General features: G+C 70.8%; 13 protein-coding genes. 9 read left to right on the top strand and 4 right to left on the bottom strand.

Features of this window, described 5'->3' with window-relative positions; translation table 11 throughout:
* The first annotated feature begins 1 nt into the window (after position 1).
* The 4 genes from OHU35_RS34890 (at position 2) to pssA (ending at position 3,387) form a co-directional block, all read left to right on the top strand.
* On the top strand, positions 2-514 hold the full coding sequence (locus tag OHU35_RS34890; protein WP_189726251.1) for a MaoC family dehydratase: 513 nt from the start codon (positions 2-4) through the stop codon (positions 512-514).
* A 2-nt stretch (positions 515-516) separates the two neighbouring features.
* Positions 517-1,722 carry an acyl-CoA dehydrogenase family protein gene (locus tag OHU35_RS34885; RefSeq protein ID WP_189726252.1) on the top strand — a complete coding sequence of 402 codons (1,206 nt, stop codon included), beginning with the start codon at positions 517-519 and terminating at the stop codon, positions 1,720-1,722.
* A 170-nt stretch (positions 1,723-1,892) separates the two neighbouring features.
* Complete coding sequence (locus tag OHU35_RS34880; RefSeq protein ID WP_215117587.1) at positions 1,893-2,549, top strand: phosphatidylserine decarboxylase; 657 nt, start codon at positions 1,893-1,895, stop codon at positions 2,547-2,549.
* A 58-nt stretch (positions 2,550-2,607) separates the two neighbouring features.
* A complete protein-coding gene (gene pssA, locus OHU35_RS34875) occupies positions 2,608-3,387 on the top strand; it encodes a CDP-diacylglycerol--serine O-phosphatidyltransferase (protein ID WP_189726329.1) in 780 nt (259 codons plus the stop codon).
* A gap of 56 nt (positions 3,388-3,443) precedes the next feature.
* Here pssA and OHU35_RS34870 read toward each other — a convergent pair whose 3' ends face one another.
* The gene (locus OHU35_RS34870) at positions 3,444-4,562 is read right to left on the bottom strand and encodes a glycerate kinase (RefSeq protein ID WP_405509383.1); all 1,119 of its coding nucleotides are present in this window, start codon (positions 4,560-4,562) and stop codon (positions 3,444-3,446) included.
* Positions 4,563-4,763: 201 nt separating this feature from the next.
* Here OHU35_RS34870 and OHU35_RS34865 point away from each other — a divergent pair, with 201 nt between their 5' ends.
* The 4 genes from OHU35_RS34865 (at position 4,764) to OHU35_RS34850 (ending at position 8,187) form a co-directional block, all read left to right on the top strand.
* Entirely contained in the window at positions 4,764-5,834 is a 1,071-nt protein-coding gene (locus OHU35_RS34865) for an ADP-ribosylglycohydrolase family protein (protein WP_405508130.1), read from the top strand.
* Positions 5,835-5,917: 83 nt separating this feature from the next.
* Complete coding sequence (locus OHU35_RS34860) at positions 5,918-6,412, top strand: NUDIX hydrolase (RefSeq protein ID WP_189726255.1); 495 nt, start codon at positions 5,918-5,920, stop codon at positions 6,410-6,412.
* 129 nt (positions 6,413-6,541) lie between these two features.
* Entirely contained in the window at positions 6,542-7,264 is a 723-nt protein-coding gene (locus OHU35_RS34855; RefSeq protein WP_405508129.1) for an SIR2 family NAD-dependent protein deacylase, read from the top strand.
* Between the two features lie 107 nt (positions 7,265-7,371).
* Positions 7,372-8,187 (top strand): DUF899 domain-containing protein, encoded by an 816-nt coding sequence (locus OHU35_RS34850; protein WP_359889163.1) that lies wholly within the window; start codon positions 7,372-7,374, stop codon positions 8,185-8,187.
* Positions 8,188-8,197: 10 nt separating this feature from the next.
* Here OHU35_RS34850 and OHU35_RS34845 read toward each other — a convergent pair whose 3' ends face one another.
* Both OHU35_RS34845 and OHU35_RS34840 read right to left on the bottom strand, forming a co-directional pair.
* Positions 8,198-8,695: a methylated-DNA--[protein]-cysteine S-methyltransferase gene (locus OHU35_RS34845; protein ID WP_189726258.1), complete on the bottom strand. Its 498-nt coding sequence runs from the start codon at positions 8,693-8,695 to the stop codon at positions 8,198-8,200.
* 9 nt (positions 8,696-8,704) lie between these two features.
* Complete coding sequence (locus OHU35_RS34840) at positions 8,705-10,174, bottom strand: AlkA N-terminal domain-containing protein (protein ID WP_405509382.1); 1,470 nt, start codon at positions 10,172-10,174, stop codon at positions 8,705-8,707.
* 131 nt (positions 10,175-10,305) lie between these two features.
* Between OHU35_RS34840 and OHU35_RS34835 the strand changes: the two genes are divergently transcribed.
* Complete coding sequence (locus tag OHU35_RS34835; protein WP_189726259.1) at positions 10,306-10,668, top strand: metalloregulator ArsR/SmtB family transcription factor; 363 nt, start codon at positions 10,306-10,308, stop codon at positions 10,666-10,668.
* A gap of 27 nt (positions 10,669-10,695) precedes the next feature.
* Here the strand turns inward: OHU35_RS34835 and OHU35_RS34830 are convergent, their stop codons facing one another.
* Positions 10,696-14,592 carry a glycoside hydrolase family 2 TIM barrel-domain containing protein gene (locus OHU35_RS34830; RefSeq protein ID WP_405508126.1) on the bottom strand — a complete coding sequence of 1,299 codons (3,897 nt, stop codon included), beginning with the start codon at positions 14,590-14,592 and terminating at the stop codon, positions 10,696-10,698.
* Between the last annotated feature and the right edge of the window lie 391 nt (positions 14,593-14,983).

Here is a 14,983-nt window from a genome sequence, read left to right as displayed (position 1 = left end):
GATGCAGTTCGGACGCACCTACGAGGAGTTCGAGGTCGGCGCGACGTACAAGCACTGGCCGGGCAAGACGGTCACGGAGTACGACGACCACCTGTTCTGTCTCCTCACCATGAACCACCACCCGCTCCACATGGACGTCAACTACGCCGAGAAGACGACCGACTTCGGCAAGAACGTGGTGGTCGGGAACTACATCTACTCCCTCCTGCTCGGCATGTCCGTCCCGGACATCTCCGGCAAGGCGATCGCCAACCTGGAGATCGAGTCGCTCAAGCACGTGGCGCCGACCTTCCACGGCGACACCGTCTACGGCCAGACGACCGTGCTCGACAAGTGGCCGTCGAAGTCGAAGAACGACCGCGGCATCGTCTACGTCGAGACCAAGGGCTACAAGCAGGACGGCACGCTGATCTGCGTGTTCCGCCGCAAGGTGATGGTGCCGACCGAGACGTACATCAAGGAGCGCGGCGGCGAGCAGCCCGGCCGCCCCGAGCTCAAGGAGCAGGAGAAGTAGCCATGGCGCGACTCGCCCAGACAGCCGGTCTGACGGACATCCAGCAGGAGATCCTGTCCACCGTCCGGGACTTCGTGGACAAGGAGATCCTCCCGGTCGCGACGGAGCTGGAACACCGCGACGAGTACCCGCAGCAGATCGTCGACGGGCTGAAGGAGTTGGGCCTGTTCGGCCTGATGATCCCCGAGGAGTACGGGGGCCTGGGCGAGTCTCTCCTGACGTACGCGCTGTGCGTGGAGGAGATCGCCCGCGGGTGGATGTCGGTGTCCGGCATCATCAACACCCACTTCATCGTGGCGTACATGCTCAAGCAGCACGGCACGCAGGAACAGAAGGACCATTTCCTGCCGAAGATGGCGGCGGGCGACATTCGTGGCGCGTTCTCGATGTCGGAGCCGGCCCTCGGCTCGGACGTCTCGGCGATCACGTCGAAGGCGGTGCGGGACGGCGAGGAGTACGTCCTGAACGGCCAGAAGATGTGGCTGACGAACGGCGGGACGTCGAATCTGGTGGCCGTTCTGGTCCGAAGTGACGAAGGTCACCCCGAGGGCACCGCGCCCCACAAGTCGATGACGACCTTCCTCGTCGAGAAGGAGCCCGGCTTCGGCGAGGTCCGCCCCGGCCTCACCATCCCCGGCAAGATCGACAAGATGGGTTACAAGGGTGTCGACACCACCGAACTCATCATGGATGGCCTGCGGATTCCTGCGGATCGCGTGCTCGGCGGGGTCACGGGCCGTGGTTTCTACCAGATGATGGACGGGGTCGAGGTCGGGCGCGTCAATGTGGCGGCACGTGGCTGCGGCGTCGCTCAGCGTGCCTTCGAACTGGGCGTACAGTACGCGCAGCAGCGTCACACCTTCGGGAAGCCGATCGCCCAGCACCAGGCGATCCAGTTCAAGCTCGCGGAGATGGCTACCAAGGTCGAGGCCGCGCATGCGATGATGGTGAATGCAGCTCGCAAAAAGGACTCCGGGGAGCGAAACGACCTCGAGGCCGGGATGGCGAAATACCTCGCCTCCGAGTACTGCAAGGAAGTCGTCGAGGACGCCTTCCGGATCCACGGCGGCTACGGCTTCTCCAAGGAGTACGAGATCGAGCGCCTCTACCGTGAGGCGCCGATGCTGCTCATCGGTGAAGGTACCGCCGAGATCCAGAAAATGATCATCGGTCGGCGACTGCTCGAAGAGTATCGATTCCAGGGCTAGATGTCCGGATACGGGGTGTTTTCTTGGAGAAGAAGATCACACCCCGTCAGCACTCTTCAGCCGCCGACTCGGCTGCCTGGCTTACCCAGTTACGGCCCCGAGCCGCTACGATCGCCGGAAAGCCGCCGTCCCCCGTCAGAGTGCGGCCTCATCCGCTACGAAGGTCATCCATGCCCCACAGCCAAACCTCTGCACCACGCGACAGCCGGGCCGGCGTACGCCTCGCGCGCGGAGCATCGCCGTGGCTCCTTCCGACCGTCGCCACCGCAGCCCTCAGCCTGGCCCGTGCCCGCCGCTCCGGCGCCGCCAAGGCCGTCGCCGTTCCCGCCACCGCGCTCGCGGCGGGGATGCTGTGGTTCTTCCGCGACCCCGAGCGCGAGATCACCCAGGGCCGGGTCATCTCGCCCGCCGACGGTGTGGTGCAGAGCATCATGCCGTGGAAGGACGGCCGCACCCGCGTCGCGATCTTCATGAGCCCGCTCAACGTGCACGTCAACCGCGCGCCGCTGGCCGGCACGGTGACGTCCGTCGAGCACATCCCCGGTGGCTTTGTTCCCGCTTTCAACAAGGAGAGCGAGAACAACGAGCGGGTCGTGTGGCACTTCGACACCGAGCTCGGCGACATCGAGATGATCCAGATCGCCGGCGCGGTCGCCCGTCGCATCGTTCCCTACGTGCCCCAGGGCACCAAGGTCGAGCAGGGCGAGCGGATCGGCCTGATCCGTTTCGGTTCGCGTGTGGACATCTACCTGCCCGAGGGCGTGGAGGTAGACGTCGAGGTCGGTCAGAAGACCGTGGCTGGGGTGACTCGCATTGACCGTGATTGATCCTGATACCAAGGCCGGCTGGGTCCCGGAGGCCGACGAGGTGGACGAAGAAGAGGAGATGCCCCTCTCCCTTCGCCTCTCGATAGCGGACACTCTGACACTCGGCAACGCCACGTGCGGGTTCATGGCGGTGTACTTCACGACCACCGGCATCCTCATCCCGCACCTCTCGGGTGACGATCTGGGCATGGCCCGCAACAGCGCGGCCACGGCCGTGATCCTGATGCTGTGCGCGGCTGTCTTCGACCTGTTCGACGGCCTCGTCGCCCGCAAGCTGCGGTCGTCCCCGATGGGTGCGGAGCTGGACAATCTCTCCGATCTGATCAGCTTCGGCCTGGCACCCGCGTACTTCGTGCTCGTGTACGGCATGGTCGCGCGGGACGCGCATGAGCGGGTCGCGGCGGTGGGCGCGATCGTCGTGCTGTTGGCGGTGGTGCTGCGGCTTGCGCGGTTCTCGTGCGTCACCGTCAAGGACGGGACGTTCCAGGGCATGCCGTCGCCGTTCGGGGCGCTGACGGTCGTCTCGATCGTGCTGCTTGAGCTGCCCTTCGTGGCGACGCTGCTGGCGATCCTGGGTACGGCGTGGCTCATGGTGAGCCGGGTCGAGTACCCGAAGCCGCGGGGGCGGCTCGCCGTGGCGATGCTGTCGTGGATCGTGCTGAGCATGGGGCTGCTGACGGCGTGGGCGTTCGACGCGCCGAGCGGACAGCTGCTGCTGCAGACGGGATGTGCGCTTCAGCTGGTCATGGGTGCGGTGATTCCGCTGTTCGCGACGGCCCGGCGGGTGAACAACTTCCGCGGCAACCGGCGCGAGGCGCGGGCGGCGCAGCTTCCGTAGCGTTTGACTCTCGCGTGGGCCCCGGACCGGGTTTCGGTCCGGGGCCCTTTGCTTGCTCAGGTCAGGAAGTCCCTGGCGATGCGCTCGGCCACCCGCTCCAGGATCGGGCCCGCCTCGGCGATGCACTTCGCCACGTCCGGCTCCGCGTCCGTCAGGGGGTAGGCCCGGCGGAAGCCGGACCGGCCCAGGACCTCCGGGGGCAGGGCGAGGCGGCCGCAGACCGCCACGACGTCCTTGCCGGCGGCGCGGGCCGCCGCGGCGACACCCGCCGGGGCCTTGCCGTGCAGGGTCTGTTCGTCGAGTGAGCCCTCGCCGGTGATCACCAGATCGGCACGGTCCAGCGCGGGCGCGAAGCCCAGGACGTCGAGCATCACCTCGATGCCGGGGCGGAACCGGGCGCCCAGCAGCAGGGCGCCGTAGCCGATGCCGCCCGCCGCGCCCGCGCCGGGCGAGGCGGCGTACTCGGCGGCCTTCGAGCCGGCCGGCCCCTCCAGCACCTTCGCGAAGTGCGCGAGGGCGGTGTCCAGCGCCGCCACGTCGTCCGGCGAGGCGCCCTTCTGCGGGCCGTAGACCGCGGGCGCGCCCTTCGGGCCGGTCAGCGGGTTGTCGACGTCGCTGGCGAGGACCAGTTCGACCTCGGTGAGGCGCGGGTCGAGGCCCGACAGATCGGCTGTGGCCAGATCGGCGAGGCCGCCGCCGCCCGGCGGTACCGGCTCGCCGTCCGCGTCCAGGAACCGGGCGCCCAGCGCGGACAGCATCCCGGCGCCGCCGTCCGTGGTGGCGCTGCCGCCGACCCCGAAGACGATCGTGTGGGCCCCCGCGTCCAGGGCGGCCCGCAGCAGCTCGCCGGAGCCGTACGTGGACGCCGTGAGCGGGGCGAAGACCCCGGCGGGCAGCCGCTGGAGTCCGCTCGCCTCGGCCATCTCCACGACCGCGGTGCCGTCGCGCAGCGCGAACGCCGCCGTCACTTCACCGCCGAGGGGGCCGGCGACCCGTACCTCGCGGCGCTCGAACCCGGCCGCGACCGCCGCGGCCACGGTTCCGTCGCCGCCGTCGGCCACGGGCAGCGCCTCGACCTCGAGGTCCGGCACGGCCCGGCGCAGCCCGGCCGTCACCCGCTCGGCGACCTCCACGGCCGTCAGCGACCCCTTGAACTTGTCCGCGGCGACGAGCACCCGCTGCGTCGTTCGGGTCCCGCTCACTGCAGCGTCCGCCACTTGCACTCCCCTTGCTCTCCGGGCCCTCACGCACGTCAGGGCCAGTCGCGCCGCTGTGACCTTAACCGGAGCACGCCCCGGGCGTCAGCATCTGCCCGACTCCTGGACCGGCGGCCCCACCCCCTCGGGCGATCCCGCGGAAACGGGTAGACCGTAACCATGACCCTCGTCGACACCGAAGCAGGACTCGCCGACCGCATCCTCGGCGGCTGGCTGGGCCGCATCGCGGGCAACATGCTCGGCAAACCGGTCGAACAGGGCGAGGTCTGGACACGTGACCGCATCGACCGCTACCTCAGACAGGCCGCCGCCCTCCCCCTGACCGACTACCTGCCCGAGCCCACCGGCGACGACGCGACCGCGCTGCGGCCCGAGTGGCGCCAGTGTGTGCGCGGCCGGATCCACGGCAGCTGCCGTGACGACGACGTCGACTACGCGATCCTCGGCCTCGACCTGCTGGAGACCCACGGCTTCGGCTTCAGCACCGAGCAGGTCGGCGACCTGTGGCTGCTGCGGCTGCCGTACCTCCAGACGTTCACCGCCGAGCGGGCCGCCTACCGCAACCTGGCCGACGGGCTCAAGCCGCCGCTGACGGCGACGTACGACAATCCGTACCAGGAGTGGATCGGGGCGCTGATCAGGGCCGACATCTACGGCTGGACCTGCCCGGGCGTGCCGCGCCGGGCCGCCTCGCTGGCCCGGCGGGACGCGGTGCTGTCGCACACCGGCAATGGGGTCTACGGGGCGATGTGGGCCGCGGCGCTGATCGCGGCGGCGTTCACGGCACCCACCGTGCGGCACGCCGTCGACCAGGCCCTGGCCGTGATCCCGGCGAGCAGCCGCCTGGCCCGCACCGTACGCCGGGTGGTCTCCCTGCACGACACCCGGATGTCCTGGGAGGACACGCTCACCACGATCGCCGAGGAGACCGTCGGGATGGGCTGGATCCACACCGTTCCGAACGCCGCTGTCCTGACCGCAGGCCTGCTCTACGGCGACGGCGACTTCACGCGCACCATCACCCTGACCGTCCGCGGCGGTCTGGACACCGACTCCAACGGCGCGACCGCGGGTTCGGTGGCGGGCGTGTTCGGCGGGGCGGCCGCCATCCCGGAGCGCTGGAAGGCCCCGCTGGAGGACACGGTCCGCAGCGCGGTGTTCGGCTTCGACGGGGTGCGGATCAGCGAGCTGGCGGAGCGGACGCTGCGGCTCGCCGAGCTGGAGGCCTGACCGAAGCGAACCGGCCGATTCCGGCCAGGCGCTCCTCACCCGACGACGCCGGTCGAACCCGACCGTAAAGCTACCCTGCCCCCATGACGACCTCTGCTGACTTCGCCGCCTACATCGCGTCCCTGCCCCGCGTCCTGGCCGGCGCTGCCGCGCTGTTCCGGGACGGCGAGGGCCGGGTGCTGCTCGTCGAGCCCAACTACCGGGACGGCTGGACGCTGCCCGGCGGCACGATCGAGTCCGACGACGGCGAGACCCCTCGGCAGGGCGCGCGGCGCGAGACGGCCGAGGAGATCGGCCTGGACCGTGAGCTCGGCCGGCTGCTGGCGGTGGACTGGGTGCACGGCCCGGGGCGTCCGCCGCTGGTGGCGTATCTGTACGACGGCGGGGTGCTGGGCGAGGACGACTTCAAGGCGATCCGCCTCCAGGAGGAGGAACTGCTGTCCTGGCGGCTCGTACCGCGCGAGGAGCTGACCGAGTACCTCCCGGGCGCTCTCGGCCGCCGCGTCCTCACCGCCCTGGACGTCCTGGCGGACGGCTCGGGCACGGCGGAGCTGGAGAACGGCGACCGGGTCGGCTGAAACAGTGCGGCGTACTTCGGCCGGTCCTCCCCCTCCGCCCAGGGGGTGGTACGACACCGGTCGGCGCCGCCCAGCACGTCCCTCGGATATCCGTTCGCCCCGTACGGCCCGGCGTCCTACCCTCGGCTCATGGCCAAGCCCCTAGTCGCCCTCCTCACCGGTGCCGGGATCAGCACCGACTCCGGGATCCCGGACTACCGCGGGCCGAACGGGCTGTGGCGGCGGGATCCGGAGGCCGAGAAGCTCGTGACGTACGAGTACTACATGGGCGATCCGGAGATCCGGCGGCGGTCGTGGCAGATGCGGCGCAAGAACCGGACGCTGCAGGCCGAGCCCAACGCCGCCCACCGGGCCATCGCCGACCTGGAGAGGTCCGGGGTGCCGGTGCGGGTGATCACGCAGAACGTGGACGGGCTGCACCAGCTCGCCGGGATGCCCGCCCGCAAGGTCCTCGAACTGCACGGCACGGCACGGAGTTTCGTGTGCACCGGCTGTCACACCCGCGGCCCGATGCAGGACGCGCTCGCCCGGGTCGAGGCCGGTGAGGACGATCCGCCGTGTCTGGAGTGCGGCGGTGTCCTGAAGTCGGCGACGGTGATGTTCGGCCAGCGGCTCGACCCCGTCGTCCTCGGCGAGGCGGCCGCCATCAGCAAGGCCTGCCAGGTGTTCGTCGCCGTCGGCACGAGCCTCCAGGTCCAGCCCGCCGCCGGCCTCGCCGGTGTCGCCGCCGACCACGGCGCCCGTCTGATCATCGTCAACGCCGAGCCGACGCCGTACGACGAGCGCGCCGACGAGATCGTGCGGGAACCCATCGGCACGGCGCTCCCGGCCCTGCTGAAGCGGATCGGCTGAGGGCGCCTCCTGCCGCGATGAGTTCCGGCCGGGGCGCGAGTCTCTTCCGGTGAGCGTCGTGGCACGTCGTACGACGCTGCCCGGCACGAGACACCCTGGAGGCCACCATGACGACCACGCCCGGCAACCCGAGCGGCGACCTCCCCGGCAAGCCGCCGGTCGTCGACCTCGCCACCTGGCAGGCGGCGCGCGAGGAGCTGCTGGTCCGCGAGAAGGCGCACACCCGTGAGGGCGACGCGATCGCCGCGGCCCGGCGGCGGCTGCCGATGGTCGAGCTCGACGGCACGGTCGCGGTCACCGGCGCCGACGGGCCGGTCCCGTTCCTCGACCTGTTCCAGGGGCGCGACGAGCTCGTGGTCTACCAGCACATGTGGTACGACGGAGCACCGCACCAGGGGCAGTGCGAGGGCTGTACCACCACGGCCTGGCATGTGAAGGACGCCGTGTACCTCAACGCCCGGGGCGTCTCGTTCGCCGTTCTGACCTCGGGCCCGTGGGACGAGGTGGCCGCCTACGTCGCGTTCATGGGCTACACCCAGCCCTGGTACTCGGTGCGGGGCGTGGAGGCACCGGTCGGCGGAGAGATGGGGCACATCGCCTGCTTCCTGCGCGACGGCGACCGGGTGTTCCTCACCTACTCCACGACGGGCCGCGGCAACGAGCCGGTCAACGGGTCCTTGAGCCTGCTCGACATGACGCCCTACGGCCGCGGCGAGGCGTGGGAGGACAACCCCGAGGGCCGGCCCGTGCTCGGCGATGTCCGCGAGGGGCACCCGGCCGTGGGCCGCCAGGCCTGCTGGTACTGGCGCTCGGACGCGGACGGGAACGCCACCTGGGGCCCGGCCAGCCGCCCCGTGCCGCAGTGGACCCGCCCCGGCGCGACCCCCGTGGAGACCCTGGGCCGGCACGGCGACCACCACTGACGCGCCTGCGTCAGCTCGGTGAGGCGGCACGGGAGCGTGGTGCGCTCTCGAACTCCAGCAGGCGGCGCTTGCGGTCCAGGCCGCCGCCGTAACCCGTGAGGCTGCCGTTCGCGCCGAGGACGCGGTGGCAGGGGACGATGATGCCGACGGGGTTGCGGCCGTTGGCGAGGCCGACCGCCCGGGAGGCGGTGGGAGTGCCGAGGACGGCGGCGAGTTCGCCGTAGGTGCGGGTCTCGCCGTACGGGATGCGGCTCAGTTGCTCCCAGACGGTGCGCTGGAACGGGGTGCCCGTCAGGCGGAGTTCGACGGTGAACTCCTCGAGGTCACCCGCGAAGTACGCCTCGAGTTGTTCCTCCGCCTCCCCGAACAGGGTGTCGTCGCGGGTGCCGAAGGTCTCCTCCGGCGGGCGGTGGCGCTGGTCGGTCATGTAGAGGCCGCACAGGACCCCGTCGTCGGCGACGAGGGTGAGGGGGCCGTAGGGGCTGTCGGTCACGGTGTGCTGCTTCATCGAACGTCCTTATACCGGGAGGAAGTTGATCGGGTGGCTGTCCGTCGCCCAGAGGTACTGGACGGCGTAGGCCCGCCAGGGGCGCCAGGCCGCCGCGCGTGCGGTGAGCGCGGCGGGCGTGGAGGGCAGGCCGAGTTCCCGGGCGGCGCGGCGGATGCCGAGGTCGGTGGGGAGGAAGGCGTCCGGGTCGCCGAGGGCCCGCATGGCGATGACGTCGGCCGTCCAGGGGCCGAAGCCGGGCAGGGCGAGGAGCTGGGCGCGGCTCTGCGGCCAGTCGCTCTCCACTCCCAGGTGGAGCTCGCCGTCGGCGAGTCGACGGACCAGGGTGGTGAAGGTGGTGCGGCGGCTGCGGGGCATCGCCAGTGACTCGGGGTCCAGGGCCGCGAGGGCCTCGGGTGCCGGGAAGAGGTGGGTGAGGCCGCCCTCGGGGTCGTCGACCGGTTCGCCGTGCGCGGTGACCAGGCGGGCGGCGTGGGTGCGGGCGGCGGCGGTGGAGACCTGCTGGCCGAGCACGGCCCGGACGGCGAACTCGGCCTCGTCCACCGTGCGCGGGACACGCCGGCCGGGCGCCTTGTCGACCAGCGGCGCGAGGACCGGGTCGGTGCGCAGCTGGTCGTCGATCGCGACCGGGTCGGCGTCCAGGTCGAGCAAGCGGCGGCAGCGGCTGATGGCGACGGTCAGATCGCGCAGGTCGCTGAGGGTGAGGCGGCAGGCGATGTGGTCGGGGGTGGGGGTGAGGGCCACGATGCCGTGGCCGTACGGGAGGCGCAGCGTGCGGCGGTAGGAGCCGTCGCGCCACTCCTCCACCCCGGGCACGGCCGTCGCGGCGAGGTGGCCGAAGAGGTTGTCGGGGTTGAAAGGGGTCCGGAACGGCAGCCGCAGGGCGAGCGCGCCGGGCGTGCTCGTGCCCTGCCGCCGCGGGGCCCGGGTGCGCAGCTCGCTCGGGGACAGGGCGAAGACCTCGCGGACGGTGTCGTTGAAGGTGCGGATCGAGGCGAAGCCGGCGGCGAAGGCGAGCCGCGCCATCGGCAGGGTCGTCGTCTCGATGAGCAGCCGGGCCGTCTGGGCGCGCTGGGCCCGGGCGAGCGCGAGGGGGCCCGCGCCCAGATCGGCGAGCAGCTGGCGCTCGACCTGCCGGGTGCTGTAGCCGAGCCGGCCGGCGAGGCCCGGCACGCCCTCGCGGTCCACGACGCCGTCGGCGATCAGCCGCATCGCGCGGGCCACGAGGTCGGCGCGCTGGTTCCACTCCGGGGAGCCCGGGCTGGTGTCGGGCCGGCAGCGCTTGCAGGCCCGGAACCCGGCCTGCTGGCAGGCCGCGGCGCTCGGGTGGAAGACCATGTTCTCCGGCTTGGGCGGTACGACCGGACAGCTGGGACGGCAGTAGATGCGGGTCGTCAGGACGGCCGTGAAGAACCAGCCGTCGAAGCGCGCGTCCTTGGACCGGACGGCGCGTACGCAGCGCTCGGTGTCGGTGTGCATCCCCATCTGCATACGTCCAGCATCGGTCACCGCCGACGGGCGGGTCTGGCGAGAATCCGACATCGACCTGCCCGGACCGGGACAGATGAAGATTCATTCATGTGTTCGTGTGCGCCCGGTACGATGACGTCATGGGTCATGGAGCCGTCACCACCGCGCAGGACGCCGGCGAGCGCGTACGCCTGGACGCGGACAACGTCGCGAAGGTGGCCACCACGCTCCAGGCCCTGTCCACACCCTCCCGCCTGCTGATCCTGGCGCGGCTGCGAGAAGGCCCGCTGCCTGCCACGGAGTTGGCGGCGGAGGTGGGCATGGAGCAGTCGGCCTGCTCGCACCAGCTGCGGCTGCTGCGCAATCTGGGTCTGGTGGTGGGCGAACGACAGGGCCGTTCGGTCGTGTACGCGCTGCACGACCACCATGTCGCCGAGCTGCTCGACCAGGCCGTGTACCACGTGGAGCATCTGCGCCTGGGGATCAGCGACACCGCCGACTGAGGCGGCGCCGCTGTCCCACCGTTCGTGCTATTCGGCCGCCGTGGGCCGGCGTGCGGCCTCCATCGCCTCGCTCACCCGCGTCAGCGGACGCAGCCGGTAGGTGAACGCGTAGTCGCGGTCGGCGAGCAGCTTGAACTCGTCGTGGGTGTGCGCGCCCCAGCTGTTGTCGCCGCCCACGCCCATCTGGCGGTGGTTGATCCGCAGGACCACCGCGTCCCGCGGGGTGAGCTGGTAGTCGTGGCGGGCGCCGACCGACAGGTCCTCCGGGGTGAAGCGCGAGGCGTTGACCTCAAGCAGCGGCTCGGCGGAGACGAGCAGTCCGCGTCCGCCGCCGTCCGTCAGCGCGGCCCAGCGGACGTCGGTCTTGTTGCCGTTCTCCTGGGGGCGCAGATAGGAGGTCCACTGCCCGGAGACGGTGCCGGAGTACAGGCCCACGTCGGTGCTGTTGTTGCGGTCCCACATGTTCTCCTCGGGTCCGCGGCCGTAGTAGTGCAGCCGGTCCAGCCGGCGCGGCAGGAACAGCAGGGTGCCGACCTCGGGGATGTACGGCAGGTTCGAGGCGCCCGGGTGCAGGGTGTTGTCGACCTTGATCTCGCCGTTGCCGAAGACCGTGTAGGTGGTGGAGTACGTGGACTCCGTGCCGGTGGGCAGCGTGCCGGTGATCGTGACCTCGACGGCCCGGTCGCCCAGGGGCCGCACCCGTACGTCCGTCACCTTCCGCTTCGCTCCGGCGTCGCGCCACAGCTGGTTGCGGGTGTGGTGGCCGTTGCCCCGGTCGTTGTCGGTGGGCGCCCGCCAGAAGTTCGGGACGGGGCCGGAGGTGATCAGAGGCGTGCCGGCCGCCTCGTACGACGTGATGGTTCCCGTGCTCTTGTCGAACGTCACCGAGAAGTTCTTGCCCTTGACCGAGAGGGTCTTGTCCCCGTCCGTGTGGCGCAGGGTGGGCACGCTGCCGAGCGGCGCCGGTTTCACCGCCGGGCTGCCTGCGTCCAGGGCCAGTTGCTGCTTGGCCACCTCGAAGCCCGCCTTGGCCCACTTGGCGGGCTCCTTGGTGGTGAAGGAGAGCTGGAGGAAGTACTCCGTGCCCGGCTCGGGCTTGGCCGGCAGCCTTACCGGCACCTTGATCTCCTTGCCGGTCAGCGGCGCCACATCGAGCTGGTCGCGGGTCAGCCGGCCGCGCTGGACGACTTTGCCGTCGGCGACGAGGGACCAACGGCCGTCGAACTCGCGGAGGTTGGTGAACAGGTACTCATTGGTGAGCTTGACGGCACCGGGGCCGCCCGGGGCCGCGGCGGCGTTGATCGCCTGGTAGATCTGCTTGACCTCGGCGGCCTTGCCCGTGTGGCCGCGGTCGGCGGTGACGATGCCGTCGCCGGAGAAGGCGCCGTCGTTGGGGTTGTCGCCCCAGTCGCCGCCGTAGGCGTAGAAGGTCTTGTCGCGCGGGCGCTTCTCGGTGAGCCCGACGGTGGCGGCGTCGAACCAGAACCGTACGCCCTCGTCGTCCGGGCCGCGGTCGTCCGAGGCCAGCTCCGCCGCGCTCAGCGGGCGGGCGTACACGCGAGCGCGCCGGATGGTGCCGCTGAACTCCCGGGTCGGGTTGTCGACGTCGGTGGCGAGCGCCAGGGACGCCGTGTTGTCGCTGGGGCGCCGGGTGGTCGTACGGGTGCCTCGCACCGATCCGTCGACGTACAGGGTGAGCGTCCCCGCGTCCGCGTCGAAGACACCGGCGACGTGGTGCTCCCTGCCCGTCCAGTCGTCGGGCAGCGCCCAGCTCGCGGTGACCCACTGGCCGCCGCCGTGGATGAAGAACTCCAGCGTCCTGTCGGACTGCTTGAGGGCGTACTGGGTGTCGCCCTTGGCGATGATGGGCTGGTGGAAGCCGGTCACGTGCGGGGTGACCCAGGCCTCCAGCGTGAGGGAGCCGGTGAGGTCGAGGCGGGCGTCGCGGGGGAAGACGGTGCCGCCGGAGACACCCTTGGCACGGTCGAAGGTGCCGGCGGACGCGATGACCTCGCCGCGCAGTGCGCCCGGGCCGGACTCGGTCAGCAGCTTGCGCGCCGGGGTGGGCCAGCTCAGGGCCTGGTCGACGAAGTCCCAGATCCAGCCGCCCTGGAGGACGTCGTAGCGGCGGACGATGTCCCAGTACTTCTTGAAGTTGCCGTTGGAGTTCCCCATGCCGTGGGAGTACTCGATCATCACGTACGGCCGTTTGTCGTTCGTGTCCTTGGCACGGGCCTCGACGCGCTGCGGGCTGTCGTACATCTCGGAGCGGATGTCGCTGATGCCCGGGCGGTCGTCGCCCTCGTACTGGATGACGCGCGTGGGGTCGTAGCCGCGGATCCAGTCGTACATGGCGTTGAAGGTGGTGCCGCCGCCCGCCTCGTTGCCGAGGGACCAGATGACCACCGAGGCGTGGTTCTTGTCGCGGTGGACCATGTTCCGGGCGCGGACCACGCACGCTTCGGTCCACTCGGGGTGGCCGCTGCCGGGGAACTTGTCGCGGATGCCGTGGGTCTCCAGGTTGGTCTCGTCCACGAGGTACAGGCCGTACTCGTCGGCGAGCTCCAGCCACAGCGGGCTGTTGGGGTAGTGCGAGGTTCGGACGCTGTTGATGTTGAGGCGCTTGATGATCTCGATGTCCTCGATCATCTGGGCCCTGGTGAGCGCCGAGCCGGTGACGGGGTGCATCTCGTGCCGGTTGGTGCCTCGGAAGGACACCGGTTTGCCGTTGATGCGCATCAGGCCGTCCTTGAGCGCGAACTCGCGGAAGCCGACCCGGTGCGAGAGGGTCTCGACCACCTTTCCGGCCGGGTCGCGCAGCCGCAGCACGGCGGTGTAGAGGTTCGGGTGCTCGGCCGACCAGAGCTTCGGCGAGGGGACGGCTCTGGACGCCTCGGCGGTGGCCTCGTCGCCGGCCGGGACGTCGACGGGCTGCTGGAGCGGCCGGGACCAGACGGCGTGGCCGCGCGCGTCGTAGAGCTGGGTCTCGACGGTGTAGCGGCCCGCGCCCTCGCCGCCGTAGTCGCGGACGTGCGCGGTGACCTTGAGGTCGGCGGAGGCGTAGTCGTCGCCGAGCGGGGTGTCCAGTTTGAAGTCGCGCAGGTGCACGGAGGGCGTGGAGTACAGGTGGACCGAGCGGAAGATGCCGCTCAGCCGGATCATGTCCTGGTCCTCGAGCCACTCGGCGTCGGAGTAGCGGTACACCTCGACGGCGATCTGGTTGGTGCCCGGCTTGAGGTGGCGGGTGATGTCGTACTCGGCGGACGTGTAGGAGTCCTCGTGGTAGCCCACCAACTCGCCGTTGATCCACACGTAGTGGGCGGACTTGACGCCCTCGAAGTGCAGGAAGGTGCGCCGGCCCGACCAGTTCCTCGGGACGGTGAACGTACGGCGGTACTGGCCGACGGGGTTGTAGCGGGTCGGGGCGGCCGGTGGCTGCGCGTCCTCGCCGCCGCCGTTGGGGCCCCACCAGGGGTAGGTGATGTTGATGTAGATCGGGAAGTCGTAGCCCTGCAGCTGCCAGGCCGAGGGCACGGGGATGGTGTCCCAACCGGAGTCGTCGACGTCGGTGCGGTAGAAGTCGGTGTCCCGGTCGTCGGGCCGGTCGGCGTAGGCGAACTTCCACTTGCCGTCGAGGCTCTGCCGGTACGGCGAGCGCGTGCGGTCGGCGTCCAGTGCCTGCCCGAGGTCCGCGTACGGCATGAGCGTGGTGTGCGGTGGCTCGGTGCCCACCCGGTACACGCTCAGTCCGTCGTTCCACTCCGGAGGGCCGTCCGCCGCCGGGCGCCGGCCGGCCGCGTGCGCTGCGGTGGGCGACGCCGAGAGGGCGAGCGCGCCGAGCACGGCGGCGCCCCCTTCGAGCAGACGACGGCGGCTGACTACGGGCCGGTCGGCGGGAGACGGGAGCGGGTGCGGGTGCGGCATGACCGTGGCCTTCCTCGGTACGACAGGGTGCTGCACGGACTGAGGGCACGTCAGACGCGATCCTCAACTGCACATCCGTGATGGGTGTTTCTGTTGGGATGCGTGTCAACTGACGGTGACGGAGCAACTGCTGAGCAGGCACACCCTAGGACTCGCACACAATCGAATCAATGACCCCGTCGGACTTTGTGCGGTCCTGATGGTTCAGCCTCGGAGGAGGCGAGCAGCCGCCGGCGCGATCTGGCGGTGGAGGGCGGCCCGGCCTGGTGCGGCGGCGCGGGCACCCGCCCGGAGACATGGCCGTGCTCCGCGACCGGCCGGAGGACGGAACCCCGTTCCGACCCGCGATTTTTTGTCATTTCGGCGCGACAGTGTCGCTCCTCCGACCGTA

Source organism: Streptomyces purpurascens (genome assembly GCF_045040895.1).
Taxonomy (GTDB): domain Bacteria; phylum Actinomycetota; class Actinomycetes; order Streptomycetales; family Streptomycetaceae; genus Streptomyces; species Streptomyces purpurascens.
The sequence above is the reverse complement of the archived record's forward strand: the minus strand, read 5'-3'. Positions and strand labels throughout refer to the sequence as shown.

Bases quoted from the DNA above. Each gene is read 5' to 3' on its own strand.
- OHU35_RS34890 (WP_189726251.1), top strand. From the start codon at position 2: ATGCAGTTCGGACGCACCTACGAGGAGTTCGAGGTCGGCGCGACGTAC.
- OHU35_RS34885 (WP_189726252.1), top strand. From the start codon at position 517: ATGGCGCGACTCGCCCAGACAGCCGGTCTGACGGACATCCAGCAGGAG.
- OHU35_RS34880 (WP_215117587.1), top strand. From the start codon at position 1,893: ATGCCCCACAGCCAAACCTCTGCACCACGCGACAGCCGGGCCGGCGTA.
- pssA (WP_189726329.1), top strand. From the start codon at position 2,608: ATGCCCCTCTCCCTTCGCCTCTCGATAGCGGACACTCTGACACTCGGC.
- OHU35_RS34865 (WP_405508130.1), top strand. From the start codon at position 4,764: ATGACCCTCGTCGACACCGAAGCAGGACTCGCCGACCGCATCCTCGGC.
- OHU35_RS34860 (WP_189726255.1), top strand. From the start codon at position 5,918: ATGACGACCTCTGCTGACTTCGCCGCCTACATCGCGTCCCTGCCCCGC.
- OHU35_RS34855 (WP_405508129.1), top strand. From the start codon at position 6,542: ATGGCCAAGCCCCTAGTCGCCCTCCTCACCGGTGCCGGGATCAGCACC.
- OHU35_RS34850 (WP_359889163.1), top strand. From the start codon at position 7,372: ATGACGACCACGCCCGGCAACCCGAGCGGCGACCTCCCCGGCAAGCCG.
- OHU35_RS34845 (WP_189726258.1), bottom strand. From the start codon at position 8,695: ATGAAGCAGCACACCGTGACCGACAGCCCCTACGGCCCCCTCACCCTC.
- OHU35_RS34840 (WP_405509382.1), bottom strand. From the start codon at position 10,174: ATGCACACCGACACCGAGCGCTGCGTACGCGCCGTCCGGTCCAAGGAC.
- OHU35_RS34835 (WP_189726259.1), top strand. From the start codon at position 10,306: ATGGGTCATGGAGCCGTCACCACCGCGCAGGACGCCGGCGAGCGCGTA.
- OHU35_RS34830 (WP_405508126.1), bottom strand. From the start codon at position 14,592: ATGCCGCACCCGCACCCGCTCCCGTCTCCCGCCGACCGGCCCGTAGTC.